The organism is Brevundimonas sp. LM2, assembly GCF_002002865.1.
GTDB lineage: Bacteria > Pseudomonadota > Alphaproteobacteria > Caulobacterales > Caulobacteraceae > Brevundimonas.
Window position 1 is genome coordinate 2,704,833 of sequence record NZ_CP019508.1, and the last position, 26,340, is coordinate 2,731,172.

Sequence of the window (26,340 nt, forward strand, 5' to 3'; positions counted from 1 at the left end):
ACTTATCGGCATGGCCTCCAGACTTTCACAAGTGCGGCGCTTCTACTCAGCCGCCATGTTCGCGCCCTCGGGGGCGGTCCAGCGCAGTTTCGGCGAGCGCGCCGCCCGGGTCTCGTCCAGGCGCCGCAGCGGGGCGTGGAAGGGCGCGCCCTTGAACCGCTCGACCTCGCCGGCCTTCGCCGCCTGGGCCAGCAGGCGCAGGGCGTGGATGAACCGGTCCAGCTCGGCCTTGGACTCCGTCTCGGTCGGCTCGATCAGCATGGCCCCGTGGACGACCAGGGGGAAATACATGGTCATCGGGTGGAAGCCCTCGTCGATCATCGCCTTGGCGAAGTCCAGCGTGGTGATGTCCGTGCCCTTCAGCCAGGTGTCGTCGAACAGGGCCTCGTGCATGCAGGGGCCGTCGGGGAAGGCCGCGCTCATCACGTCGGACAGCCGCGCCTTGATGTAGTTGGCATTCAGCACCGCGTCCTCGGCGACCTGGCGCAGCCCGTCCGCGCCGTGGCTCATCATGTAGCTGAGCGCGCGGACGAACATGCCCATCTGGCCGTTGAAGGCGCACATCCGGCCGAAGGCCTGGGCCGCCTCGTCCTCCGCGCGCTCCAGCAGTTTGAAGCCGTCGCCGTCGGCCACGACCCAGGGGGCCGGGGCGAACGGGGCCAGGGCGGCCGACAGCACCACCGGACCGGAGCCGGGGCCACCCCCGCCGTGCGGCGTGGAGAAGGTCTTGTGCAGGTTGATGTGCATGGCGTCGACGCCCAGGTCGCCCGGCCGCACCCGCCCGACGATGGCGTTGAAGTTGGCCCCGTCGCAGTAGAAATAGGCCCCGGCCTCATGGGTCAGGCGGCTGATCTCCAGGATATCCCGCTCGAACAGGCCGCAGGTGTTGGGGTTGGTCACCATGATGGCCGCCACGTCGTCGCCCAGCTTGGCGGCCAGGTCGGCCACGTCCACGCGGCCGTCGTCCGTCTGGGCCACCTCGACCACCGTATAGCCGACGAAGGCCGCCGTGGCCGGATTGGTCCCGTGCGCCGAGGTCGGGACCAGCACCTTGCGGCGCCGGGCGTGCTCGCCGGACGCCTCATGCGCGGCGCGGATGGCCATCAGGCCGCACAACTCTCCGTGCGCCCCCGCCTTGGGCGACAGGGCCACCGCCGGCATGCCGGTCAGGGTCTTCAGCCAGTGGGCCAGGGTGTCCATCAGCTCCAGCGCGCCCTGGACCGTCGAGATCGGCTGCAGCGGATGGATGTCGGAGAACCCGGGCAGGCGCGCCATCTTCTCGTTCAGGCGCGGATTGTGCTTCATCGTGCATGAGCCCAGCGGATACAGGGCCAGGTCGATGGCATGGTTCTTCTGGCTCAGCCGGACGTAGTGGCGCATCGCCTCGGGCTCGCTGAGTCCCGGCAGGCCGATCGGGTCGCGTCGCACCAGGGCCCCCAGGTCGCCGCCGTCCGACGCCGGCTCGGGCAGATCGACCCCGGTCTTGAACCAGCCGTCGGTCTCGAAGATCAGCGCCTCGTCCTGCAGCAGGCCGCGCCCGCCGGTCAGGGTCGGATGCTTGTAGTCGTGATCGACCGGCGTGGGGGCGGTCGGGCGGCCGACGGTGTTCATCGTGCTCATTGGTCGGCTCCCAGGACCTTGGTCAGTGACTTGACCAGGATCTGGATGTCCGCATCCAGCGTGGTCTCGGTGACGGCGATCAGCAGGACGTCGTCCATTCCGACGCCGGGGGCCAGCCGGCTGTAGGGCACGCCCGCCAGGATGCGGTGGTTGCCCAGGGCCTCGACCACCTCGGCGGCGGGTTTCGGCAAGCGGATGGCGAACTCGTTGAAGAAGCGCGGCGTCAGGATCTCGACCCCCGGCACGGCGGCCAGGGCATCCCGCGTGGCCAGCGCCTTCTCGTGGTTCAGCAGGGCCAGTTTGCGCAGCCCCGTCTCACCCAGCAAGCTCATGTGGATGCTGAACGCCAGGCAGCACAGGCCGGAGTTGGTGCAGATGTTCGACGTCGCCTTGTCGCGTCGGATATGCTGTTCGCGGGTCGACAGCGTCAGGACGAAGCCCCGCTCGCCATCCGCGTCCACCGTCTCGCCGCACAGCCGGCCCGGCATCTGGCGGATCAGGCCCTGGCGGCAGGCGAACAGGCCGACATAGGGACCGCCATAGTTCAGGGCATTGCCGATCGACTGGCCCTCGGCGGCGACGATATCGGCCCCCATCTCGCCCGGCGACTTCAGCAGGCCCATCGACACCGCCTCGGTGACCACGACGATCAGCAGGGCTCCGGCGGCCTTGGCGGCCTCGGCGATCTTGGTCACGTCGGTGGCGGTCCCGAACACGTTCGGGGTCTGGACCACGACGCAGGCCGTGTCCTTGTCGATGGCGGCGATCACGGCGTCTTCCGCGTCGATCGCGGCCGGCAGGCTGACGGTCTCGACGCCGACGGCGTGGACCACCGTCTCCGACGCCCGGACATAGTGGGGATGCACCCCGCCCGAGAAGACCGCCTTGTTCCGGCGCGTGACCCGCGTCGCCATCAGCACGCCCTCGGCCGTGGCGGTCGAGCCGTCATAGAGCGAGGCATTGGCCACCTCCATCCCGGTCAGGTTCGCCACCTGGGTCTGGAACTCGTACAGATACTGCAGCGTCCCCTGGGCGATCTCCGGCTGGTAGGGCGTGTAGCTGGTCAGGAACTCCGACCGCTGGATGATGTGGTCGACCGTCGCCGGCACATGGTGGCGATAGGCCCCGGCCCCGCAGAAGAAGGGCACGTCCCCCGCCGCCGTGTTCTTGCCGGCCAGATGCTTCAGCGCCCGCTCGACCTCCAGCTCGCCCATCACGCGCGGCAGGTCGACGAAGCCGTCGCGCTGCGCCGGCTGGGGCACGTCCACGAACAGGTCGTCGATGGACTGGACGCCGATCGCGGCCAGCATCGCCGTGCGATCGTCGGGGGTCAGGGGCAGGTAGCGCATGGTCAGTTCACCTGGCGGCGGGGAGGCCTTGTCATCCCGGCCGCCGCGAAGCGGAGAGCCGGGACGGGGTGGAAGGGGTATTGTCTGTCCCGGTCAGCCGCTGGGCTGAACCGGGATAACATTCAGAGGGTGGTCAGAAACGCGTCGTAGGCGGCCTTGTCCATCAGGGCCTCGAGCTGCGACGCATCCGACACCTTGATCTTGGCGAACCAGCCCTCGCCTTCCGGGTCGGCGTTGACGGTCTCGGGGGCGCTGGCCAGGACGGCATTGCCCTCGATCACCTCGCCCGACACCGGCGCATAGACGTCCGAGGCCGCCTTGACGCTCTCGACGACGGCGAAACTGTCCTTCTGGGCGAAGGTCTTGCCGGCTTCCGGCGTCTCGACGAACACCACGTCGCCCAGCTGGTCTGCGGCGTGTTTGGTGATGCCGACGGTGGCGACATCGCCGTCCAGCCGGACCCATTCGTGATCCTTGGTGAAATGCATGGTGGTCCTCAGGCCTTGGGTTTGCGGTAATAGCGTTGGGGGACGAAGGGCGTGTCGATGACCTCGGCGGCGGCGGGCTTGCCGCGCACGATGACCTTCAGATCGGTGCCCAGGGCGGCGTGCGACGGCGGCACATAGCCCATGGCGATGTTGCGCCCCAGGGTCGGCGACGGCCCGCCCGAGGTGACCGTGCCGATGACGTTTCCGTCGGCGTCGGCGATCTCGGCCCCCTCGCGGGCCGGTGCGCCTTCCTTGACGCTCAGGCCCACGCGCACCCGCGCCGGACCCTCGGCCCGTTCCTTCAGGATACGCTCGGCCCCGTTGAAATCAGCCGCCTCCAGGCGCGACTTGGACAGGGCAAAGGTCAGCGCCCCCTCGACCGGGCTGGTCGTCGCGTCGATGTCGTGGCCATGCAGCGGCAGGCCGGCTTCCAGGCGAAGCGAGTCCCGCGCCCCCAGCCCGATCGGCTTGACCCGGGCGTCCTGCAGGATGGTGTTCCAGACCCGCTCGGCGTCCGCGACCGGCACCGAGAGCTCGTAGCCGTCTTCGCCCGTATAGCCCGAGCGGGAGATGAAACAGTCCACCCCGAACAGCATCAGCCGGGCGCAGTCCATGAAGCCGAACTCGGCCAGCACCGGCTCGTGGGCGATCATGACCTCGGCCGCCTCCGGCCCCTGGATGGCGATCAGGGCCCGGTCGTCCAGCACGGTCAGGATGGCGTCACCCGACAGGTGCGCGCGCCAGAAGGCGAAATCCTCGTCCTTGTTGCCGGCGTTGACGACCACATACAGGCCGTCGTGATCCGGCTTGCCCGCCATCAGGTCGTCGATAATCCCGCCGTCTTCGTTCAGCAGCAGGCTGTATTTCTGACGGCCGGCCTTCAGCGCCGCATAGTCGCCGGGCACGAACCGTTCGAACTGGGCGATGGCGTCGGTGCCCGTGATCCGGGCCTGGCCCATGTGCGACACGTCGAACAGGCCGGCGTGCTCGCGGGTCCAGCGGTGCTCGGCCAGTACGCCCTCGTACTGCACCGGCATGTCGTAGCCGCCGAACCCGACCATGCGCGCGCCCAGCGCCCGGTGCGCGGCGTTCAGGACGGTGGTCTTGAGGGTCTGATCGGTCATGCGGTCGGCTTTCGAGGGTCGCGTTTCGGCACGGAGAGCTCCGCCGCCGTCTGCGCCCCCGCTGTCTGTGGAGCCTGAGAGATTCCGCCCTGGAACTGATCCAGGACTTGCTCCGTCGGCGCACCCCTCGAAACCTGCGTTCCTGGGGTGACTTTCCAGCGTCCGAATGTCCTCGCGGTCCGTTTGCCTGAGCGTTTCCGGGGCGGTTGCGCCTTCGGCTCCGGGTCCGTCCGAAAGTGGGAGGCTGGACGGCCCGATCTCTCCCGCGAGAGCGCGATGACCTAGGCCTCGACTCCCCGGTCAAGTCAAGTGCGCCGGAACCGCGCAACGCCCCGGGACGTATCAGAGCATCAGGACCGCATCGCCTATTCTCTCAATCAGCAAGGCCCTCTTTCCCATGTCCATCCTCGACAAGATCCTCGGCCAGTCCGACGCGCCGAAGACCTCCCCCGCCAAGCCCGACATGCCGATGCAGAACGTGCTCGACCATTTCGCGGCCCTGAACCCCACCCCGATCGAGACCCTGTCGCCGCAGGAGGCCCGCCTCCAGCCCACGCCGACCGACGCGGTCAAGGCGATCCTGCGCGAGACGGTCAAGGACCAGGATCCCAGCCTGGGCATCCAGACCCGCGACATCACCATCGACGGCGCCGCGGGCCCGCTGCAGGCCCGCCTATACGCTGCTGACCTCGACGAGACGTCGGACAAGCTGAAGCCCGTGGTGGTTTACTTCCACGGCGGCGGCTTCGTCATCGCCGACATGGACGTCTATGACGGCGGCCCGCGCGGCGTCGCCCGCTTCGCCGACGTCATCGTCCTGTCGGTCCACTACCGCCAGGCTCCCGAGCACAAATTCCCCGCCGCCCACGACGACGCCTTCGCGGCCTGGCAGTGGGCCCTCGCCAATGCCCAGACCTTCGGCGGCGACCCCCAGCGGATCGCCATCATGGGCGAAAGCGCCGGGGGCAACCTGGCCGCCGCAACCTCGATCCGCATCCGCGACGAGGGCGTCCAGGCCCCGAGCCATATGGTCCTGGTGTATCCGGTCGCCGGCAACGACATGACCACGCCCTCCTACGTCGAGAACGCCACCGCCAAGCCGCTGAACAAGCCGATGATGGAATGGTTCGTGAAGCACATCTTCAACGACCCGTCGGAATCCTCGGACCCGCGCATCAATCTGGTCGAGGCCGACCTGATCGGCCTGCCCTCGGCGACGGTGATCCTGGCCGAAATCGACCCGCTGCGCTCGGAAGGCGAGCTCCTGGCCGAACGTCTGGAACAGGCCGGCGTGGATGTCCGCCACAAGACCTTCCACGGCTCGACGCACGAGTTCTTCGGCATGGCCCTGGTCGTCCCCGACGCCGCCGCCGCCCAGACCTTCGCCGCCCATGAGCTGAAGCGCGCCTTCGGCACGGCCATCCTGCCGATCTAGAGGCGGTCCCTCTTGTCATCCCGGCCGCAGCGAAGCGGAGAGCCGGGACGCAAGAGGCAGAAACAGATTGTCCCGGAGAGCGCAGCTCACCCGGGACACCGCCGATGCTTCTCCATTTGTCCCGGTTCAGCTTGCGCTGACCGGGACATCTGAAACTAGACGCTTGACCGTCCCGGCTCTCCGCTGCGCTGCGGCCGGGATGACAAGACCTCCTCAGCCGGCGTAGGCCTCGACCTCGGCGATCCGCGCCGCCTTGTCCGCGTCGGGCAGGAACGATCCTTCGAAACTGTTGCGCGCCAGCAGGGTGACCTGCTCACGCGTCAGCTCCACCGCCGCCGCCAGCTGGCGATAGTTCTCGTTCACATAGCCGCCGAAATAGGCGGGATCGTCCGAGTTCAGGGTCACATGCAGCCCCCGGCGCAGCATCTCCGGCACCGGGTGGTCCTTCAGATCTCCGACCACGCACAGCTTCAGGTTCGACAGCGGACACACCGTCAGCGTCATCTGCTCGGCCGCCAGCCGCTGGATCAGGCCCTCGTCCTCCATCGCGCGGTTGCCGTGATCCATCCGGTCGATATGCAGCAGGTCCAGCGCCTCGTGCACATAGGCGGGCGGCCCCTCCTCCCCCGCATGGGCGCACAGCTTCAGCCCCAGGTCCCGCGCCGCCGCGAAGACGCGCACGAACTTGGACGGCGGATGCCCGACCTCCGACGAGTCCAGCCCGACCCCGATGAAATGGTCGAGATAGGGTTTGGCCCTCTCCAAAGTGGCGAAGGCCTCTTCTTCCGACAGATGGCGCAGGAAGCTGAGGATCAGGCCCGAGGTCACGCCCAGTTCGTCGCGCGCCCGGTCCATGCCCGCGATCAGCCCCTCGACCACCACGCCGAAGTCGACGCCGCGGTCGGTATGGGTCTGGGGATCGAAGAAGATCTCCGCGTGCCGGACGTTGTCCGCCGCCGCCCGCTGGAAATAGGCAAAGGCCAGATCCTCGAAATCCTGCCGCGTCAGCAGCACATTGGCCCCGGCGTAATAGATGTCGAGGAAGTCCTGCAGGTTGGAAAAGTCGTAGGCCGCCCGCACCGCCTCGACGCTGTCGAACGGGATCGCGACGCCGTTCCGCTGGGCCAGGGCGAACATCAGCTCCGGCTCCAGACTGCCCTCGATATGCAGATGCAGCTCCGCCTTGGGCAGGCCGTCGATGAAGGCGTTCAGGTCGGTCATGGCATTCCTCTGGCGAACATTGGCGTGTCCAGGGTCAGTATCTCTGCGGCACAGATGTCCCCTGCCTCATCCAACTTCCGGCGCAGCCGGTCATCGGCGGTCACGAGCGGGCAACGCTCCATCTCAGCCAAAGCGAGATAGAAGCAGTCGTAGGCGGGATGCGGAAGTCGGTTTGCCAGATCGACCGCCCTCATGACCAGGTTCGACAGACCCATCAGCTCGACCACCCCGGAAACGTTGGCGGCCGCGATCATGGCCTGCCCCGGCGTCATTTCATGCTTCCGGGCCTTCTTCCAAAAGACATTGGCGCACTCCGCGACGAGAAGCTGCGGGGCGATCAGTTCGTGATCGAGAACGGCCTGCGCTTCGTCGGATTGCGCCTCGGTGACGAACCATTTGACCGCGACGCTGCTGTCGACAACCAGCCTCAATTTTCGTCACGCGTTTCGCGCACGAGGACTTCCGCTGGCGTGTGTCGCACTCCGGCGGTCGCGCGGCGAAGCTCATCCATGGCCCGAATGGCTTCGGCGCGTCGATTGTCGATCAGTGCGCGTTCGAGAATGTAACGATGCTCCGCCTCCGCGGATCGGCCATTCTCGGCAGCGCGCTTCTTCAGCGCCATAGCGATTGCGTCGTCAACGTTGCGCACATGCAGATTCACAGGCATCGGCCGTCTCCTCTGCTAGCAAATATATCAGCCGCCGTTGGATACGACCAGCCGCAGGTGTCCGCGCTGGATGTCCGCCGGCGGCGACCCGGGATCCGGTGGTGGCGGCCCCTCCCCACCGCCCCGCCATCCGGACGGTCGCTCGACATAGCCCGAGCGCGTCAGGATCCGATCCGGCAGGCCGCAGCGCTCCAGCATGGCGATCTCGATCTCGGTCCGGGCGTGGGCCCATTCCAGCAGCTGGCGGTTGTGGCCCCGACCCGGCGGGGCGACGCTGACGATCCGCTTGTCGGGATAGCTCTCGCGCACGAACCGGGTCGTGGCGGCATGGTCGCCGTCCGTCGTCACGATATAGGCGGTGTCGAACCGGTCGGCGGCGGCGTCGGCGGCGATCGACAGGGCCAGGTTGACGTCGCTCTGTTTCTCCGTGGCGTCCATCCAGCTGTGGCCGCAGGCGTGGCAGTGGTCGCCGTGCACCACGAAATGCCCCATCAGACAGCGCACCCCGCGCGCGCCGAGTGCCGCCTCATAGGCCATCAGCGCCTGCATCCGGTCCTTGCGCTGCGGACGATGGGCGCTGACCCAGACGGTGCCGGTCAGGCGCTCGCGCGGGGGCAGCAGGGCCCGCCCCAGGGCCATCAGATCCAGCCACAGCAGTTCGCGCCGCTTCAGGTCCAGGATGGCGTGATGCAGGTTGAAGCCGTCGACATACAGCCGGGCCCGCTTGCGGAACAGCGGCATGCGAACGCCGTCGCGGACTATCGCAGCGACCTGCCCCGCCTTCGTTCCCGACCGCGCCATCCGGTGGCCTTGTCCTGCCCTTAAGCAGAACAGTTAACCTCGCAGAACAGCGGAGTCCGTGTCGTTCAGGCTACATACGCTCGGGTGAATCGATCCCGAGCAGGCCCAGGGCGATGACCAGTTGATCCAGCGCCGCCTTCGACAGCGTCAGGCGCGACCCGACCGTGGCCGGATCGGCCGCCGCCAGCACCGGACAGGCGGCGTAGAATTTCGAGAACGCCTGCGCCAGCCGATAGGCGTGTTCGGCGATCACATGCGGGCTGCGCTTGTCATAGGCCTCGCCCACCGCCTGGTCAAAGGCGTCCAGCGTCAGCACCAGATCCCGCTCCGCCAGCTCGGAGACCGCGACCGGAACGGCCGCGGCCCCCTGCTCGCCCGCCCGGCGTAACAGGGATTTGATCCGCACCACCTGGTACAGCAGATAGGGCCCGGTCTTGCCCTCGAAGCTCATGAACCGGTCCAGGTCGAAGACGTAGCTGGTGGTCCGGCCGTTCGACAGGTCGGCGAACTTCAGCGCCGCGATCGCCACCTTGCGCGCTGTGTCCTCGAAGGTCGTCTCGTCCAGATCGGCCCCCAGCTCGGCCTCGCGCAGGCGTTCGCGGGCCTTGTCGGTGGCCTGGGTGATCAGGTCGTTCAGCTTCAGCACCCCGCCCGCCCGGGTCTTGAAGGGCTTGCCGTCGGTGCCGTTCATGGTGCCGAAGCCCAGATGCTCCAGCGTGCCTGGCTGGGCATAGTCCGCCAGATAGGCGGCGCGGAACACCTGTTCAAAATGCTCGGCCTGGCGCTCGTCGACGACGTACAGGATCAGGTCCGGATCGATGTCGTTGCGCCGCATCAGGATCGTCGCCAGGTCGGTCGTGCCGTACATGGCCGAGCCTTCCGAGCTGACCACCAGCAGCGGCGGCGGGCTGGGGGCCTCGACCACCGATCCATCGGCCAGCTTCTTCTTGCGGGTCTCGCCGGGCCTGGCGACATGGACCACCTGGGCCCCGTCGTCCTCCACCAGCAGTCCCTTGGTCTTCAGGTCCGCGACCATGCCGGCGATCAGGGAATCGGCATCGCTTTCGCCGTTCCACAGGTCGAAATCGACCGCCAGCGTCCCGTATTCCCGCACCAGGGCCTCGCGGCTGACCGCCACGAAATGTCGCCACAGCGCCAGATAGCCGGGCCGTCCGCCCTGCAGCTCGGCCGTCGCCTTGCGCGCCCGGTCGCGGAACGCCGGATCTTCCTTGGCCCGGCCCGCCGCCAGCGGATACATCCGGTCCAGATCCGCCAGGGTCACCGGGCTCTGATCCGGGAACGGCCCCTCGCCCTCGGCCATGAAGGGTTCGGCCAGCCCTTCGTCGCCGCAGGCCACGATCAGCAGCCCCATCTGGAAGCCCCAGTCGCCGAAATGGGCGTCGCCCCAGACGGTGTCGCCCCGGAAGCGGAACAGCCGCTTCAGGCTCTCGCCGATGATGGCGCTGCGCAGGTGGCCGACGTGCATCGGCTTGGCCACGTTCGGCCCGCCGAAGTCGATCACCACCTTGCGCGGCGTCGCGACCGGCGAAGCTCCGGCATGGTCGGCGTCCGACGCCACCTCGGCGGCCCGCGCCGAAAGGGCGGCATCGGCGACCTTCAGATTGATGAAGCCTGGCCCGGCCACCTCGACCGCGGACAGACGCGGATCGGCACCCAGCCGCTCGGCGACGCGGCCGGCCAGCTCGCGCGGATTGGTCTTCAACGCCTTGGCGGCGGCCAGGGCGCCGTTGGACTGGAAATCGGCCAGGTCGGGCCGGTCCGAGGTCGTGACGCGGGCCAGGGCCGCGTCCACGCCTTCGGCGGCGAAGGCGGTCGCGACCGCTTCGCCCAGGGCGGTTCTCAGATCGGTCATTGGGCCGGGGGGGCCGCCGCCGCCGCGCCGGCCGTGACCCGGAACCGGCTGCCGGACCGGTTGAACTCGGCCATCTCAGACGTGACCTCGAACCCGATCAGGACTTCGAAATTGCCGCCGCTGGTCGTGTCCTCGGCGCGCGGAATGATCACGGACTGCTCCTCGGTCACCGAGGCGGTGCTCGATCCTTCGAAATTCACCGGAAGGTCGAAATATTCCTTGGCCAGAACGGCCTGGTTCCGCTCGGTGACGGCGATCCAATAGCGATAGGTATGCTGACCGTCCGGGGCCTGCGGTCCGCGCCCCAGGTCGAACAGGATGTTCATCTGCACCGTGATCGGGTCGTCGTTCAGATAGCGGCAGTCGGCGTTCACGCCCTGGATTTCGCCGGTGTATCCGACGGCGCTGGCCGCCGCGCGTCCGCCGTCCAGCTCGACGTAGCGGGCCGCGTCGTAAAGCACCTTCACGAACGGGCACGGTCCGGCGTTCGGGCGGGAACGCAGTGGCGCGATGCGCGGGGCCCGGGTTTGGCCGCCGTTCTCCTCCTGCTGTTCCTGCGGGCTGCGACCGCGCTGGGACCGATCCGAGCCGCTGCTCTGGGCGGACGCGGCACCCTCGGAGGCGAGGACCGCCAGGGTGGCGAGGGCGAGGGTCGCAAGACGCATGGAGGGAATCCGGAAATCTAGGCGCTGACGGAACGCGGTCAGGCTTCCTGCCTGATAGCGGCTAAAGCGAGGCGTCGCAAACCGTGACCGTCCGCGCAGTGGCGATGAAGACGCAGAAGGATTAGGTTGTCGCCATGGACGCCCTCGCCCCCTCGCCTTCCCTCACCGTACCCGCCCTGCGCGCCCTGACGGTGCGCATGGCGACGCCGCGCGGCTTCTGTGCCGGGGTCGACCGGGCCATCCAGATCGTCGAGCGCGCCATCGAGCGGTTCGGGGCACCCGTCTATGTCCGCCACGAGATCGTGCACAACAAACATGTGGTCGACCGGCTCAAGGGGCTCGGCGCCGTCTTCGTCAAGGACCTGGACGAGTGCCCGGACGACCGGCCGGTGGTCTTCTCCGCCCACGGCGTGCCGAAATCCGTGCCGGCCACGGCCCGGGCGCGCCAGTTGTTGTTCCTCGACGCCACCTGTCCTCTGGTGTCCAAGGTCCATGTCGAGGCCGAGCGCCACCATGCCCAGGGCAAGCACATCCTGCTGATCGGCCACGCCGGCCACCCCGAGGTCGTCGGCACCCTGGGCCAACTACCGGAGGGGGCCATCAGCCTGATCGAGACGGTCGAGGATGCCGCCACTGTCCAGCGTCCCGGCACCATGCCCCTGGCCTATGCGACCCAGACCACCCTGTCGCTGGACGACACCGCCGAGATTCTCGCCGTGCTGAAGGCCCGCTTCCCCGAGCTGCCGGACCCGCACAAGGAAGACATCTGCTACGCCACCACCAACCGCCAGGAAGCGGTCAAACAGCTGGCCGACGGGTCCGACCTGGTGCTGGTGGTGGGATCCAGGAACTCCTCCAACTCGGTCCGGTTGGTCGAGGTCGCCCTGCGCGCCGGGGCCCGCGACGCCCGTCTGATCGACGATGCGACCCAGATCGACTGGTCCTGGTTCGACGGCGTCCAGGTGGTCGGCCTCACCGCCGGGGCCTCCGCCCCCGAGCCTCTGGTCCAGTCGGTCGTGAGCGCGATCCAGGCCCGCTTCGCCGTGACCCTGGCCAATGATCCTGGAGAGCCCGAGACCGTTACCTTCAAGCTCCCCCGCGCCCTGACGGCCTGATCCCGGCGGTCGAGCCCCAGGCCCTGAGTCACCACCCTCGCGATCGGGCGAACCTGCCTGTGTGAAGCCCGGCCGCCGGCGTCGCGCGGGCCCGTCCGCTCGGCTGAACCCTAGGTGTTTGTGCTTACTTGTTCGCAGGGGGCGGCAATGACTAGGTACAAGAACGGAGTTGAAAAACGCTCGTTACCCAGCGTCATCACGACCGGAGATCGCCCCTATGGACACGGTCGTGGTGATTGACGACGACCCTGCGGTCCTGGCGTCGCTGGATGCTCTGTTCACGTCGTCGAACTATGATGTCCATGCCTTTGCGTCGGCGAAGGACTTCCTGATGACACCGGCTGTTCCGGGTCCGACCTGCATCGTCACGGACCTGAAGATGCCGGGCATGGACGGCCTGGCTCTGCTCAATCATCTGACGGCCAACGGCGGCTTGCCATGGCCGGTCGTCGTCATCAGCGGTCACGGCGATTCCGCCCAGGCGGAGGCGGCGCGGATGGCCGGGGCCGCCGATTTTCTGGTCAAACCCTTTGCGCCGCAACGCCTGCTGACCATCGTCCGGGGCCTTTTGTCCGGCGAGACATCGCCCGGGCCCCAACCCCAGGGGGCCGGAAGCGCGCATTAGCGCTTAGTGACACCGTCCCGCGCAACCTTCATGGGACGTCCGCGCCAGGCCGGCCTAGGTACTGACAACTAGTTAACACGCCTTCAACCGCGAACGGCGTTCTTCTGCTACGGATGAGACTTTTCTGTCTTGTCCGTCGCGCAGAACTGCGCTCTCGGGAGCCGACAATGACCATTCAGGAGGCGTGCCCCAACGACCGGAAATCGCTGGCGGTCGCGGTCGGGGCGACGATGACCCTCAGGGTCGGGCAGCGCCTGTCCCGTTTCCTTTTCGCCTTCGCCACCGCCCTGGCGTTCGGGGGACTGGCCGGCGTGCCGATGACCGTGGTCTGGCTGGCCGCGTTCCTGCTCCTGCAGGGGATCGAGATCCTGCTCTTTCCCGACGGTGCGGTTCGTAGCGAGAAGGACGGTCGCCTGGCCCTCGCCCTGTTTCTGTCCAACAAATTGACCTTCGCCCTGTTCGCCGTGCCCATCGCCGTCTACGGCGGACTGCTGGGCATCACCGTCGGCATGATGATCATTTCCGGAGCCCTGATCCACGCCGTGGTCATCACCGGGTCGTCGCGGTTCATGGCCGGGGCCGCCGCCTTGCCGCCGTTGATCGTCCTCGCGGCCTTCCCACCCATCATGCTCGCGACCGGGCTCCCGCCGTACAGTATCTTCGTCGTCACCGTCGCCGGTCTGCTGCTGTGCGCCGCGGCCTACAGGGCCTGGCACAGGGTGGCGGAGGATATGTGCGCCCTGCACATCGCCCGGCGGGCGGCGGACCACGCCAGCCAGGCCAAGAGCGACTTCCTGACCATGATCAGCCATGAGATCCGCACGCCCCTGAACGGCGTGATGGGCATGGCCCAGTCGCTCGCGAACGATGCGCTGACCGCGAGCCAGAGCGATCGCCTCGATACGCTCATCAGCTCGGGCAACGGGCTCCAGGAATTGCTCGACGAGGTTCTGGACCTGGGTCGGATCGAATCCGACCAGCTGAGCTTGCAGGCCACGGCCTTCAACCTGCGCGACCTCGTCCAGCGTTCGATCGAACCGTTCCGGGCGGTCGCCCACGACAAGGGACTGGATATCGACGTCAGCCTCTGCCCCGGTCTGGCCTCCGCCTACATCGGCGACCCCGTGCGGATCCGTCAGGTGGTCCACAATCTCGTGTCGAACGCCATGCAGCTGACCCAAGTCGGCGGGATCCTGGTGTCCGCTTCGCGCGATGTCGAGGGCGTCCGGCTTTCGGTCTGCGATTCCGGGCCGGGCATGCCTGACGCTCTGCTGGCCAGGGTCTTCGACAGGCAGTTCGCGCCGGACCTTCAAACCCCGGGGGGCACCGAAAGTCTGGGCCTGAGCCTGTTCATCGCCAACAAGCTGGTCGAGCGGATGGCGGGCTCCATCGCGGCCACCCACAGGATTCCGCACGGCCTGTGTCTGACCGCGACCCTGCCCCTGGCGATCGCTGAACCGCTGGTCGCGCTTCCGCCTTCCCTGCCCCGGCCTGTCCAGCTTCCGGGATCCATGCGCGTCCTGGTCGCCGAGGATCATCCCGTGAACCGCAGGGTTCTGGCTCTGCTGCTGGAACAGATCGACGTGGCCCCGACCATGGTCGAGAACGGGCTCGAGGCCGTCGAGGCCTGCCGCAAGGAGGATTGGGACCTCGTTCTCATGGACATCCAGATGCCCGTGCTGGGCGGCGTCGCCGCCGCGCGCAGGATCCGAGACGAGGCGGCGGCCGCGGGCCGCATCGCTCCGCCCATCATCGCCGTCACGGCCAATGTGATGGCGCATCAGCTGCAGGTCTACGCCGAGGCGGGGATGACGCTGTGCGTGCCCAAACCCGTGGAGGGGACGAATCTCTTCGAGACGATGCATGCGGCGCTGAACAAGAGCGTGCAAAGCTTCACGGTCAATCACTCCAAACCTGATCTGTGATAAGTTGCGATTGCATTTCGCTCGCAAGCTCCTCTCCGTCTTCTAGATTAGGGGTTTGAATTCGTATATTTGTAGTTGTAGTGTTACGCGAACTTTGTCCGACGAATGCTGAATGCCGCCATTCAGCCTGAGAAACGGAACGGACCGAGTGGAATATGTGAAGGTCAGTCGTCGGGGAGGACGAGACGTTGGAAGCATCGTTCGCCAGGAGCATCCTGGTCGACGCGCCCATGGCGGTTGTCGCGGTCGATGCCGCCGGAACGGTTCGAAGTTCCAACTGTACGGCCGATGCCTATTTCGGGCAGCCCCTTTCCGGGGGCGTTCAGATCTCGACCCTGCTGCCGGGCCTTGACGTCGCGGCGCTGGAAACGGGGCCAGGGCTTGAGGCCTTCAATGCCCTCAGCCGCAGCGCGGGCGATCGCGTTCACCTGCAGGCCAATCGGAACGATCGCCCGCCCGGGCTGGTCGACGTCCAGGCGGCCCGCTTCTCGGCCAGGGGCGAAGACTTCCTGACCCTGTTCATCCAGGACGTGACGAGCGTGGTGGCCGCCGAGGCGGCCGTTCAGGATCTGCGGCAGCAGATCATCTACAACTGGCGACTGAACTCGCTGGGCGAGATGGCCTCGATGGTGGCGCATGAGCTGAATCAGCCCCTCTCGGCCATCCTGAATTTCCTCGACGCCGCCAGGACCCTGGTCGACCGCCCCGAGATCGATCGGGCCAAGGTCCTGAAATTCATCGAGTCGGCCGGAGGACAGGCCGAGCGGGCGGGCGACGTCATTCGCCGCCTACGCACCCTGATGGCCCGTGACACGGGATTCCACACCCAGGTCCACGTGGCCGAGGTGATCGACGAGATCGTGCCGATCCTGCACATGAGCGCCCGCGAGCACGACGCCGCCATCACGGTGCGGATCCCACCCGATGACGTGACCTGTTGCGACCGGGTCCAGATCCAGCAGATCATCTTCAACCTGGTCCGCAACGCCCTGGATGCGCCGACGCATCACGAGCGTCGCCAGGTCGTGGTTTCGGGCGGCCCGACCCCCGACGGCTATCGCATCGTGGTCGAGGACAACGGACCCGGGGTGGCGGAGACCGTCGCCGCCGGCCTGTTCGATCCCCTGTCCAGCAGCAAGCCCGGCGGCATGGGGCTGGGGCTCTCGATCTGCAAAACCATCGTCGAAGCCCACAACGGCACGATCGCCTATTCGAGAAGCGCTCTCGGCGGTGCCGCCTTCGCTTTCACGCTGAACGACGGGAGAACGAATGTCTAAGGGTCATGTCATCGTCATCGATGACGACGCCGCCGTGCTGGACTCGATCGAGGCCATGCTGACGGTCGCGGAGTTCGAGGTCACGCTGTTCGCCTCCCCCATGCTGTTCTTCGCCGCCCTGGAGACCCTGCCCTTCGGCTGCGTCGTGACCGACGTCCGCATGCCGGAAATGTCCGGCCTGGCCCTGGTTGAGCGTCTGGGGCAGAGCGGTCGCCAGGACTGGCCCCTGATCGTGATGAGCGGCCATGGAGACATCCCTATGGCGGTTCAGGCCATGAAGGCCGGCGCCGCCAACTTCCTCGAGAAGCCGTTCGCGTCCGGGGCCCTGGTGCAGGCCATTTCCGACGCCTTCCTGGTGACCCAGCCGGTCGATCCCACCAGCCCCGATTTCGACGAGGCCCGCCGCCGCTATCAGACCCTGTCGCCCCGCGAGCGGGAGGTTCTGTCGCATCTGGTCAACGGTGCCAGCAGCAAGGTGACCGCCCTGGTCATGGGCATCAGTCCCCGAACGGTCGACGTCTTCCGGGGCAATATCCTGCGCAAGATGCAGGCCCCCAATGTCGCGGCGATCGCGACCCTGGTCGGACGCGGCCTGGCCGCCTGAGCGCCGTTCCCGCCTCTCCGCTCGCACGCGGCGATGGCCAAGGCACCGGGGAAGACGATCGTTCGACGACGCGGACACGCGAGCCGCGCCAGGCCCGTCATCGCGCCAATGCGAACGTGCAACGCATTCGCGCGTCCCGACGCATTCAACCTAGGTATTAGCCCCTATGAAGCTTAGCCGGGCAGGCCTTTCGCTGACAGGCTCTAGGCATTAGCGCTTAGTATAAAGCCCAGCAATATCAACATCCTGGTGACCAATAGCCACTAAACCTCGGGTCAGACGCGGAGTCGCCAGAAGAACTCTGGCAGACCGCGAGCTCGGGGTTAATAAAAATGATCGTTTCTACTTGCAAAGATCCGGCCCGCTTCGGAATGGCTGGCTGTTTGCTTCTGCTGGCGGCCGCCTCTTCCATGTCGGTCGAGGCCTTGGCCGATCCCGTCACGGGACAGGTCGGCGTCGCCACCGAATACCTGGGCAAGGGCCTGGGCAAGAGCGACGAGGATGCGGCCCTGTTCGGCGCGGTCCGCTGGGAAGCCAACGGTGCCTATGCCAACGCCTTCTATTCCGAGGCGGCATCGTCCAAGGGCGCGAACGCCGAGCTGGTCCTGACCGGCGGCTACGCGCGTGAGATCGGTGACTGGGGCCTGGACGGCCAGGTCATGTATCGCGAGATGCTGAACGAGACCAATGGCGTCGATAGCGGATATTTCGAATACCAGGGCGACGTCTCGCGCGACCTGACCGATCATCTGTCCGCCCGCGTCCGCGTCAACTATTCGGCCGACACCTACGGGGCGGGCGAAGAGGCCTGGTGGACCGAGGCGCAGGGCACCCTGAAGCTGACGCCCAAGGACAAGCTCAGCGTCGCCTACGGCCTGCGCCGCATCGACAACGGCAATGACTACGACGCCTGGAACATCGGCGTGAAGCACAAGTTCAGCCCCGCCGTGTCGGGCGACCTGCGCTGGTACGACACCGACGGCCACGAATTCGGCAGCCGCTACGACGGCCGCCTCGTCGCCTCCATCGCCTTCAGCTTCTAGCCCACGCCGCGCATCAGGATCAGCACCATGAACTTCGCCAACTGGAAAATCGGGCACAAGCTCGCCGCCGCCTTCGGAACCCTGGTGGTGGTCACCGCATGCATCGACGCCTTCATCATGGTCGAGTTGCGGCAGATCGAGTCCGCCCGATCGTCGCTCGATAACGTGCAGGCCGGGGTATCCGCCCTGCGCGACGCCAAATTCTATCTTGCACGCCAGGAGAACAGCTTCCGCGGCTATCTCGTCACCGGCGATCCTTATTATCTGGAGCGGCTGGACAGCCACCGCGTGAACTTCGAGAAGGAGATGGCCGAAGCTGGCGCGGCCTATGCCGGCGACCCGGCCGCCCTGGCCCAGATCGAGACCGCCAAGACCGCGGCCACGGCCTGGCACACCCTGGTCGAAGACGCCGGAAAGGCCATCATCGCGGGCGGCGAAACGAGCGCCGCCGCCGTCTTGGTTGGCAACGACGGCGTGGCCGATAAGGCCATCGGACCGGCCGAGGATGCCATCGGTGCCTTGACCGACAGCGCCCTGACGCGGCGTGACGTCACCAGTCTCGATCTGGCCGACTCGGTGAAGGCGGCGAGCCTTTATATTCTATTGGGCGCGCTCGCTTCTGTGCTGGCAGCGGGTTTGGCCGCCTGGCTTATGACGGGCTCCATCAGCAAACCCATCGTCGTCCTCACCCGGATCATGGAACGCCTGGCGGCCGGAGATCTCTCGGTCGAGATCGGCAACCGCGACCGCAAGGATGAGATCGGGGCCATGAGCGGCGCGGTCCAGACCTTCAAGGACCAGGCCATCGCCCTTGAGGCCTCCTCCGCCGCCGTTGTCGACGGGAAGAACATGATGGTCGGCGCGGATCGCGCCATGGGCATCGTCGAGTTCGATCTGACCGGCAACGTCCTGAGAGCGAACGAGAATTTCCTGAATGTCATGGGGTACTCCCTGGCCGAGGTCCAAGGACATCATCACCGGATGTTCTGCGACCGCGACTATGCGGCCTCGCCCGAATACGCGGAGATGTGGCGCAGGCTGGCGGCCGGCGAAGGCTTCTCCGACCGCTTCACGCGCTATGCCCGAGGCGGCACCAAGGTGATCCTGGATGGGCGCTACAACCCCATCGTGGGAGCCGACGGGAAGCCTTACAAAATCGTCAAGTTCGCCTCGGATCAGACCGCCCTCGAGCTGGAGCGCGAAAAGCGCGCCGAGACCGATGCCGCTGCGGCCCGTGAACAGGCCGAAGTCGTCAACGAAACCGCCGCCGGCCTCAGCGCCCTGGCCGCCGGCGACCTGGCTCATCGCATCACGCGGACCTTCCCCGGCGACTATGCTCGCCTGCAGGTCGACTTCAACGCGGCGATGGACAAGCTGGAAGAGGCGATGGCCGTCATCGGCACCAACGCCTCGGCCATGCAGTCCGGGGCCGGCGAGATCAGCCAGGCCGCCGACGACCTGTCGCGCCGCACCGAGCAGCAGGCCGCCACGCTTGAGGAAACGGCCGCGGCGCTGGACGAGATCACCGCCACGGTCAAACGCACCGCTGAAGGCGCGGAGCGCGCCGGCAGCGTCGTGGTGGGGGCCAAGGCCGCCGCCGAACAGAGCGGGGTCGTCGTCGGCCGCGCCGTCGCCGCCATGGGCGAGATCGAACGGTCCTCGGACCAGATCAGCCAGATCATCGGCGTGATCGACGAGATCGCCTTCCAGACCAATCTGCTGGCCCTGAACGCCGGCGTCGAGGCCGCCCGGGCGGGCGATGCCGGTCGCGGCTTCGCGGTCGTCGCCTCCGAGGTCCGGGCCCTGGCCCAGCGCTCGGCCGAGGCCGCCAAGGAGATCAAGGGACTGATCGCGGCCAGCAGTGGCCACGTGAAGGACGGCGTCGGCCTGGTCGGCGAGACGGGCCAGGCCCTGACCGCCATCGTCGAGCGGGTGTCCGAGATCAACGGCCTGATGGCCGAGATCACCGCCTCCGCCCATGAACAGGCCACGGCGCTGAGTCAGGTCAACACGGCCGTCAACCAGATGGACCAGACGACCCAGCAGAACGCGGCCATGGTCGAGCAGTCGACCGCGGCCAGCCACAACCTGTCCCAGGAAGCCGAGGAGCTGGCCGTCCTGGTCGGCAAGTTCCACGTCTCCGAGGACGGCCGGGCCCCGGCCCGGTCGGCCAAGGCCAAGCCCAATCCGGTGCGTCAGGCCCAGTCCCGGATCGCCGACTTCGCCCGGCAGTCCAGCCCCGCCCCGACCCCGGCCCCGGCTCGCCGCGCCGCCGGCGGGGGCGCCAGCGCCGCCATGGCCCTCAGCAACGAACCCCAATGGGAGCAGTTCTGATGACGCTCGACGCCACTGACGTCCTGGCCCTGCCCGGCCGGATGGACGCCTCGACGCTGACGGAGACCCACGCCGATCTCCTGCGGCGTCGGGGGGCGGATCTGGATCTCGAAGCCTCTCAGGTGGACCGTTTCGGGGCCCAGGCCCTGCAGCTGATGCTGTCCAGCTTCGCCACCTGGCGCGAGGACGGCTTCCGTCTGCGCCTGCTGGACCCCAGCCCCGCCGTGAAGACGGCCTTCGACCAGCTGGGCTGCGCCCCTGTCCTGGATCAGCAAGAGGAAATAGCCGCATGACCATGTGTATCCTGACGGTCGACGACTCTCGCACCATGCGGGACATGCTGAGACTGGCCCTGGCCGGTGACGAGTTCGAGGTGGTCCAGGCGGTCGACGGCCTGGACGGGCTGGAGGTCCTGGGCCGCAACGAGCCCGACGTCATCATCACCGACATCAACATGCCCAACCTCGACGGCTTCGGCTTCATCGAGGGCGTGCGCCGGACCGAGCGTCACCGCTCGACGCCGATCCTGGTCCTGACCACGGAGAGCGACAGCGTGAAGAAGCAGCGGGCGCGCGACTCCGGCGCGACGGGCTGGATCGTCAAGCCATTCGACCCGGTCAAGCTGATCGACGCCATCCGTCGCGTCGCGGCCTGAGGATCGCGTCATGGATCCGATGGAAGCCATCAAGGCCACCTTCTTTCAGGAATGCGACGAGCTGCTCGGCGACCTGGAAGCCGGCCTGCTGACGCTGGAGACCGGCGACGGCGACCTGGAGACGGTCAACGCCGTGTTCCGGGCCGTGCACTCGGTCAAGGGCGGAGCGGGGGCCTTTGGCCTGGAGCCGCTGGTCCGGTTCGCCCACGTCTTCGAAACCACCATGGACATGGTGCGCAGCGGTGCGCTGGCGCCGGATCCCGATGTCATCAAGGTGCTTCTGCGCGCCGCCGACCATCTGGCGGACCATGTCAGCGTGGCCAAGGGCAATGACACGGCCCTGGGCGGAGAAGACGGTCTGGTGGCCGAACTGGAGGCCCTGTCGTCCGGGGCCGGCACCGGCGACGCGCCGGTTCCCTCGATTGCCGCGGCTGCGAACGACGAACCGGACTTCGGTTTCAGTCCGATGATGATCTCGATCGACGACGGTCCGGACGAAGCGCCCGCCGGCGTCCCGGACTGGTCGGTCAGCTTCACGCCCAAGGACGTGATGTACCGCAATGCCAACGACGCCCTGCCGCTGATGCGCGAACTGACCCGGCTCGGGCCGGTCGTGGTCTCGTGCGACGTCGATCAGGTCCCGCTGCTCGATGCTCTGGATCCGCTCGGAGCCTATCTGACCTGGAACGTGATCCTGACGGCCCCCGACGTGGCCCGCGAGCGCATCCTCGATGTCTTCGAATTCGTCGACGGCGACTGCCTGTTCAGCGTCGAGCCCGTGCAGGCCGAGCTGCCCGACCTGTCTTTCGTGCTGCCGGATCTCGAACCCCTGATTCCGACCGCTCCGGACGAGCCGGAACCGGCCCTGCTGGCGGAGCCGGCGCTGGCCCCCATTGACGCTGCGGCTCCCCCTGCCGTCGCCGCGGCCGCCCCGGCTGCGGCTGCCGCGGCTGGTGCCGCCGACGCGCCGTCGGCCGATGGTCGGGCCAGCGAGGCCGCCGCCCCGACCATCCGCGTCGACCTCGACCGCGTCGACCGCCTGATCGACCTGGTCGGCGAGCTGGTCATCAACCAGGCCATGCTGGCGCAGCGCGTGATGGAGTCCGGCGTCGCCCGGTCGTCCAACATCGCCCTGGGCCTCGACGACCTGGAACAGCTGACCCGCGAGATCCAGGATAGCGTCATGGCCATCCGCGCCCAGCCGGTGAAGTCGGTGTTCCAGCGCATGCCGCGGCTGGCCCGCGAGGTCGCCGCCATGACCGGCAAGCGCGTCCGCCTGGTCACCGAAGGCGAAGGCACCGAGGTCGACAAGACCGTGATCGAGCGCCTCGCCGAACCCCTGACGCACATGCTGCGCAACTCGATCGACCATGGTCTGGAGACCCCCGAAGAGCGCCGCGCCGTCGGCAAGCCCGAAGAGGGCGTGGTCAAGCTGGCCGCCATGCACCGGTCCGGCCGGATCGTCATCGAGATCTCCGATGACGGGAAGGGCATCAACCGCGAACGCGTGCGCGAGATCGCCATCAAGCGCGGCCTGATCGAGGCCGATGCGTCCCTGAGCGACGAGGAGATCGACAACCTGATCTTCGCGCCCGGCTTCTCGACCGCGGCCACCATTTCGGATGTGTCCGGCCGCGGCGTCGGCATGGATGTGGTCAAACGCTCGATCCAGGCCCTGGGCGGCCGTATCACCATCGTGTCCAAGCCGGGCCACGGCTCGACCTTCACCATGAGCCTGCCGCTGACGCTGGCGGTGCTGGACGGCATGGTGGTGACGGTGGGCGAGCAGACCCTGGTGGTGCCCATCACCGCCATCGTCGAGTCGCTGCAGCCCAAGCCCGGCGACATCCAGGCGCTCGGCCCCGAGGGCCATGTCCTGTCGGTCCGGGGGGCCTACGTCCCGCTGATCGACGTGTCCGAATCCATGGGCTGGACCAGTCCGGACCTGACGGGGCCGGGCGTGACCCTGCTCGTCGAGAGCGGCACGGGCGGTCTCGCCGCCCTGCGCGTCGACGCCATCCAGGGCCAGCGCCAGGTCGTCATCAAGAGCCTGGAACTGAATTATCAGCAGGTCGAGGGCATCGCCGCCGCCACCATCCTCGGCGATGGCCGGGTGGCGCTGATCCTCGACGTCGACGCGCTCATCAGCCTTCGGAAGCGCACAGCGCCGCCGCCCTCCTTCCAACTTGCCATAGCGAGCTGAACGATGTCCGCCACCTCGACCCTGGTCTCCTCGAGCCTGACCTCCTCGAACACCGAACGTGAACTCGTCGCCTTCCGCATGGGCGAGCAGGAATACTGCGTCGACATCCAGTCGGTGCTCGAGATCCGCGGCTGGGCCCCGGCCACGCCCCTGCCCCAGTCGCCCTCCTACGTCCGCGGCGTCATCAACCTGCGCGGCACGGTGCTGCCGATCATCGACCTGGGGGCCCGGCTCGGCCTGCCCGTGACCCCGCCCTCGGCGCGTCACGTCATCATCGTCGCCCGCATCGGGCTCAAGACCGTCGGTCTGCTGGTCGAGGCCGTCTCCGATATCCTCACGGTCGGCGAGGAGCTGATCCAGCCCACGCCCGACATCTCGTGCGAGACGGTCCGCGCCTTCGTCAAAGGCATCATCGCCATCGACGGCGAGATGATCAGCCTGATCTCGCTCGACGGCCTGCTGCCCGAGGAAATCGTGCAGGAGGCGGCATGACGGCGGCGCACCGGAGCCCGGAAGAGTCCACCAACGACGGAGAATTCCCGTTCACCACGGCGGACTTTCGCGCGATCGCGGATCTTCTGTACGCGGCGTCGGGCATCCACCTCGCCGACGCCAAGGCGACGCTCGTCTATTCGCGCATCGCCAAACGGGTGCGGAAACTGCGCCTGGAAAGCTTTCGCGCCTATTGTGACCTGCTGCGCTCGGACCCGGATCATCCGGAGCACGCCGCCATGCTCAGCGCCCTCACCACCAATGTGACGCGCTTCTTCCGCGAGCCGCATCATTTCGAGCACATGACGTCGGACCTGCTGCCCCCGCTGATCGCCAAGGCCAGGGCCGGCGGACGCGTGCGGCTGTGGTCGGCCGGCTGTTCGGCGGGTCACGAACCCTATTCGATGGCCATGACCCTGCTGGACGCCTTCCCCGAGGCCGCCCGACACGACATCCGGATCCTGGCCACCGACATCGACCCCCTGGTCGTCGAACACGCCCGGCGCGGCCTGTACAACGACGGCGACGTCGAGCCGATCGCCGCGCCGCTGCGCTCGAAATTCATGAACCGGGCCGGAAGCGGCTGGCAGGTCGCGCCCGCCCTGACGGAGTTGCTCAGCTTCGGCTCGCTGAACCTGATGGAAGACTGGCCGATGCGCGGCAAGTTCGACGCCATCTTCTGCCGCAACGTCGCCATCTATTTCGACGAGCCGACCCAGACGCGCCTGTTCACCCGCTTCGCCGAGCGCCTGACGCCGGACGGCCGCCTGTACATCGGCCATTCCGAGCGATCGCTGATCCCGCAACTGACGTCGGCCGGGCTGACGATCTACCGTCTGAAAGGTGCCGCATGAGCCGTCCCATCCGTGTCCTCGTGGTCGACGATTCCGCGACCATGCGCGCCCTCATCATCGACGTGCTGCGCTCCGATCCCGACCTTCAGGTCATCGGCCAGGCCGCCGATCCGATCGAGGCCCGCACCGCCATCAAGGAACTGAATCCCGACGTCGTGACGCTCGATATCGAGATGCCCAACATGAATGGGCTGGAGTTCCTCGAACGGCTGATGCGGCTTCGGCCCATTCCCGTGGTCATGGTCTCCACCCTGACCCAACGCGGCGCGGACATTTCGGTCGCGGCCCTGGCGCTGGGCGCGATCGACTGCATCGGCAAGCCGGTCGTCGGCGGCGGCGAGGGCTTCCGCGAGCTGGCCGCCAAGGTCAAGGCCGCGGCCCAGGCCCGCATGCAACCGGCCGCCGCCGCCGCGCCGCCGGCGCCCCCGGCCTCCGATTATCGGCCTTCCGGCGCCGTCGTGGCCATTGGTGCCTCGACCGGCGGCGTGGAGGCGCTGATCAAGATCATCTCGACCTTCCCCGCCAACTGCCCGCCGACCGTGATCACCCAGCATATGCCGGTGACCTTCACCGCCAGCCTGGCCGCCCGCCTGGACCGCCTCAGCGCCCCCTCGGTGTCCGTGGCGCAGGACGACGACGAGCTGCGGGTCGGCCATGTCTATCTGGCCCCGGGCGACCGGCACCTTCGGGTCAACGGCGGCCGCGTCCTGCGGTGCGCCCTGGCCGACGACGGCCCGATCAGCGGCCACAAGCCCTCGGTCGACGCCCTGTTCGCCTCGGTCGCGGCGGCCGTCGGGGCCAAGGCCGTCGGCGTGATCCTGACCGGAATGGGCAAGGACGGCGCGGCCGGCCTGCTGTCGATGCGCGAGGCCGGCGCGGCCACCATCGGTCAGGACCAGGACACCTCCGTGGTGTTCGGCATGCCGCGCGCCGCCTTCGAGATCGGTGCCGTCCAGCGTCAGCTCGCCCTCCCCCGTATCGCCGCCGCGACGCTCACCGCCGCCTCGACAACTCCTGGAGCTCGCTAGATGCCCGCCGCCGCCAGCCTGCGCGTCCTCGTCGTCGACGATCAGCAAACCATCCGCTCGCTGGTCCGCATCGGACTGAAGGAGATCGGCATCGTCGATGTCGAGGACGCCGTCGACGGCGAGGACGGACTGCGCGCCCTGCTCGTCCACAAGAGCCATCTGGTCATCTCGGACTACAACATGCCCAAGCTGGACGGGCTCAACTTCCTGCGCGCCGTGCGTGCGACGCCGGCGCTGAAGAACACCGGCTTCATCATGCTGACCGGGCGCGCGGATTCGGACCTGGTGCAGCGCGCCCAGCAGTTCGGCGTCAACAACTACCTGGTCAAGCCCTTCACCGTGACGACCCTGCGTCAGAAGATCGAGGCGGTCTACGGAGCGTTGACCTGATGAACGGAGATCGGCTCGAACTTCCCGAACGCCGCGTTCACGTCGGCCAGGGCTCGCATCAGGTGACGGGCGACCGGTCGGTCGTCTTTTCGACGATCCTGGGGTCCTGCGTGGCCGCCTGTATCCGCGACCCTGTCACGGGGATCGGGGGCATGAACCATTTCCTGCTGCCCGAAGCCCCCGGCGGCGGGGCCGGCGACAGGCGCTACGGCGCCCAGGCGATGGAGCTGTTGATCAACGGCCTGCTGGCGATCGGCGCGCGGCGCGACCGGCTGGAGGCCAAGGTCTTCGGCGGTGCCCGCATGATCGCCAGCTTCAACGACATCGGCGGCAAGAACGCCGAGTTCGTCCGTCGCTTCCTGCAGGAAGACGGGATCCCGATCGTCAGTCACAGCCTGGGCGGGACCCTGGCCCGTCGCATCCACTTCACCCCGTCGACGGGGGCCGCCGCCCAGCATCTGGTGCAGGACGCCGCCGTCGTCGCCCGCGAACGCGTGATCGTGGCCGCACCCGTGCGCGACACCGGCGCCGTCGAACTGTTCGATTGAGAGC

26 protein-coding genes and 2 riboswitches are annotated in these 26,340 nt (G+C 67.7%); of the genes, 16 read left to right on the forward strand and 10 right to left on the reverse strand.

The genetic code is table 11. The features are described from left to right. Nucleotides 1-42: 42 nt before the first annotated feature. The 4 genes from gcvPB to gcvT all read right to left on the reverse strand — a co-directional run bounded on the left by gcvPB (nt 43) and on the right by gcvT (nt 4,581). Nucleotides 43-1,620 carry an aminomethyl-transferring glycine dehydrogenase subunit GcvPB gene (gene gcvPB / locus BZG35_RS13410; RefSeq protein ID WP_077356201.1) on the reverse strand — a complete coding sequence of 526 codons (1,578 nt, stop codon included), beginning with the start codon at nt 1,618-1,620 and terminating at the stop codon, nt 43-45. Next, on the reverse strand, nt 1,617-2,969 hold the full coding sequence (gene gcvPA / locus BZG35_RS13415) for an aminomethyl-transferring glycine dehydrogenase subunit GcvPA (protein ID WP_077356203.1): 1,353 nt from the start codon (nt 2,967-2,969) through the stop codon (nt 1,617-1,619). The genes gcvPB and gcvPA overlap by 4 nt, the downstream gene beginning before the upstream one ends. A gap of 122 nt (nt 2,970-3,091) precedes the next feature. Continuing rightward, nucleotides 3,092-3,457, reverse strand: a complete 366-nt coding sequence (gcvH, locus tag BZG35_RS13420) for a glycine cleavage system protein GcvH (RefSeq protein ID WP_077356205.1) — start codon at nt 3,455-3,457, stop codon at nt 3,092-3,094. A gap of 8 nt (nt 3,458-3,465) precedes the next feature. Continuing rightward, entirely contained in the window at nt 3,466-4,581 is a 1,116-nt protein-coding gene (gene gcvT, locus BZG35_RS13425) for a glycine cleavage system aminomethyltransferase GcvT (RefSeq protein WP_077356207.1), read from the reverse strand. A 59-nt stretch (nt 4,582-4,640) separates the two neighbouring features. Beyond that, a riboswitch (glycine riboswitch) is annotated at nt 4,641-4,742 on the reverse strand. Between the two features lie 4 nt (nt 4,743-4,746). Next, nucleotides 4,747-4,857: riboswitch (glycine riboswitch) on the reverse strand. A 121-nt stretch (nt 4,858-4,978) separates the two neighbouring features. Here gcvT and BZG35_RS13430 point away from each other — a divergent pair. Further along, nucleotides 4,979-6,016: an alpha/beta hydrolase gene (locus BZG35_RS13430; RefSeq protein ID WP_077356209.1), complete on the forward strand. Its 1,038-nt coding sequence runs from the start codon at nt 4,979-4,981 to the stop codon at nt 6,014-6,016. Nucleotides 6,017-6,229: 213 nt separating this feature from the next. Here BZG35_RS13430 and BZG35_RS13435 read toward each other — a convergent pair whose 3' ends face one another. From BZG35_RS13435 to BZG35_RS13460, 6 genes are all read right to left on the reverse strand, one after another. Continuing rightward, the gene (locus BZG35_RS13435; protein ID WP_077356211.1) at nt 6,230-7,237 is read right to left on the reverse strand and encodes an adenosine deaminase; all 1,008 of its coding nucleotides are present in this window, start codon (nt 7,235-7,237) and stop codon (nt 6,230-6,232) included. Next, complete coding sequence (locus BZG35_RS13440; RefSeq protein WP_077356213.1) at nt 7,234-7,668, reverse strand: type II toxin-antitoxin system VapC family toxin; 435 nt, start codon at nt 7,666-7,668, stop codon at nt 7,234-7,236. The genes BZG35_RS13435 and BZG35_RS13440 overlap by 4 nt, the downstream gene beginning before the upstream one ends. Continuing rightward, the gene (locus BZG35_RS13445) at nt 7,665-7,904 is read right to left on the reverse strand and encodes a hypothetical protein (protein WP_077356215.1); all 240 of its coding nucleotides are present in this window, start codon (nt 7,902-7,904) and stop codon (nt 7,665-7,667) included. Before BZG35_RS13445 ends, BZG35_RS13440 begins: the two co-directional genes overlap by 4 nt. Before the next feature lie 27 nt (nt 7,905-7,931). Beyond that, nucleotides 7,932-8,645: an NYN domain-containing protein gene (locus BZG35_RS13450; RefSeq protein WP_253189175.1), complete on the reverse strand. Its 714-nt coding sequence runs from the start codon at nt 8,643-8,645 to the stop codon at nt 7,932-7,934. 130 nt (nt 8,646-8,775) lie between these two features. Further along, nucleotides 8,776-10,578: an arginine--tRNA ligase gene (argS, locus tag BZG35_RS13455; protein ID WP_077356219.1), complete on the reverse strand. Its 1,803-nt coding sequence runs from the start codon at nt 10,576-10,578 to the stop codon at nt 8,776-8,778. Next, nucleotides 10,575-11,243, reverse strand: coding sequence for a Tat pathway signal sequence domain protein (locus BZG35_RS13460; RefSeq protein WP_077356221.1), 669 nt, complete (start codon nt 11,241-11,243; stop codon nt 10,575-10,577). Before BZG35_RS13460 ends, argS begins: the two co-directional genes overlap by 4 nt. 134 nt (nt 11,244-11,377) lie before the next feature. Between BZG35_RS13460 and ispH the strand changes: the two genes are divergently transcribed. The 15 genes from ispH to BZG35_RS13535 all read left to right on the forward strand — a co-directional run bounded on the left by ispH (nt 11,378) and on the right by BZG35_RS13535 (nt 26,336). Next, nucleotides 11,378-12,358: a 4-hydroxy-3-methylbut-2-enyl diphosphate reductase gene (ispH, locus tag BZG35_RS13465; protein ID WP_077356223.1), complete on the forward strand. Its 981-nt coding sequence runs from the start codon at nt 11,378-11,380 to the stop codon at nt 12,356-12,358. Between the two features lie 217 nt (nt 12,359-12,575). Then, nucleotides 12,576-12,983 (forward strand): response regulator transcription factor, encoded by a 408-nt coding sequence (locus BZG35_RS13470; RefSeq protein WP_077356225.1) that lies wholly within the window; start codon nt 12,576-12,578, stop codon nt 12,981-12,983. A gap of 167 nt (nt 12,984-13,150) precedes the next feature. Next, on the forward strand, nt 13,151-14,908 hold the full coding sequence (locus BZG35_RS13475) for a response regulator (protein WP_171981959.1): 1,758 nt from the start codon (nt 13,151-13,153) through the stop codon (nt 14,906-14,908). A 188-nt stretch (nt 14,909-15,096) separates the two neighbouring features. Further along, nucleotides 15,097-16,185 (forward strand): sensor histidine kinase, encoded by a 1,089-nt coding sequence (locus tag BZG35_RS13480; protein ID WP_253189176.1) that lies wholly within the window; start codon nt 15,097-15,099, stop codon nt 16,183-16,185. Further along, nucleotides 16,178-16,789, forward strand: coding sequence for a response regulator transcription factor (locus tag BZG35_RS13485; RefSeq protein ID WP_077356229.1), 612 nt, complete (start codon nt 16,178-16,180; stop codon nt 16,787-16,789). The genes BZG35_RS13480 and BZG35_RS13485 overlap by 8 nt, the downstream gene beginning before the upstream one ends. Before the next feature lie 371 nt (nt 16,790-17,160). Beyond that, nucleotides 17,161-17,832, forward strand: a complete 672-nt coding sequence (locus BZG35_RS13490) for a TorF family putative porin (RefSeq protein ID WP_171981960.1) — start codon at nt 17,161-17,163, stop codon at nt 17,830-17,832. Between the two features lie 27 nt (nt 17,833-17,859). Then, complete coding sequence (locus tag BZG35_RS13495; protein ID WP_077356233.1) at nt 17,860-20,166, forward strand: methyl-accepting chemotaxis protein; 2,307 nt, start codon at nt 17,860-17,862, stop codon at nt 20,164-20,166. After that, nucleotides 20,166-20,459, forward strand: coding sequence for an STAS domain-containing protein (locus BZG35_RS13500; protein WP_171981961.1), 294 nt, complete (start codon nt 20,166-20,168; stop codon nt 20,457-20,459). The genes BZG35_RS13495 and BZG35_RS13500 overlap by 1 nt, the downstream gene beginning before the upstream one ends. Beyond that, the gene (locus BZG35_RS13505) at nt 20,456-20,821 is read left to right on the forward strand and encodes a response regulator (RefSeq protein WP_077356239.1); all 366 of its coding nucleotides are present in this window, start codon (nt 20,456-20,458) and stop codon (nt 20,819-20,821) included. Before BZG35_RS13500 ends, BZG35_RS13505 begins: the two co-directional genes overlap by 4 nt. Before the next feature lie 10 nt (nt 20,822-20,831). Continuing rightward, a complete protein-coding gene (locus BZG35_RS13510; RefSeq protein ID WP_077356241.1) occupies nt 20,832-23,024 on the forward strand; it encodes a chemotaxis protein CheA in 2,193 nt (730 codons plus the stop codon). A gap of 3 nt (nt 23,025-23,027) precedes the next feature. Then, nucleotides 23,028-23,516 (forward strand): chemotaxis protein CheW, encoded by a 489-nt coding sequence (locus BZG35_RS13515; RefSeq protein WP_077356244.1) that lies wholly within the window; start codon nt 23,028-23,030, stop codon nt 23,514-23,516. Then, the gene (locus BZG35_RS13520; RefSeq protein ID WP_077356246.1) at nt 23,513-24,370 is read left to right on the forward strand and encodes a protein-glutamate O-methyltransferase CheR; all 858 of its coding nucleotides are present in this window, start codon (nt 23,513-23,515) and stop codon (nt 24,368-24,370) included. Before BZG35_RS13515 ends, BZG35_RS13520 begins: the two co-directional genes overlap by 4 nt. After that, the gene (locus BZG35_RS13525) at nt 24,367-25,398 is read left to right on the forward strand and encodes a chemotaxis response regulator protein-glutamate methylesterase (RefSeq protein WP_077356249.1); all 1,032 of its coding nucleotides are present in this window, start codon (nt 24,367-24,369) and stop codon (nt 25,396-25,398) included. Before BZG35_RS13520 ends, BZG35_RS13525 begins: the two co-directional genes overlap by 4 nt. After that, entirely contained in the window at nt 25,399-25,788 is a 390-nt protein-coding gene (locus tag BZG35_RS13530; RefSeq protein WP_077356251.1) for a response regulator, read from the forward strand. Continuing rightward, nucleotides 25,788-26,336 (forward strand): chemotaxis protein CheD, encoded by a 549-nt coding sequence (locus BZG35_RS13535; protein WP_077356253.1) that lies wholly within the window; start codon nt 25,788-25,790, stop codon nt 26,334-26,336. The genes BZG35_RS13530 and BZG35_RS13535 overlap by 1 nt, the downstream gene beginning before the upstream one ends. The last annotated feature ends 4 nt before the right edge of the window (nt 26,337-26,340 follow it).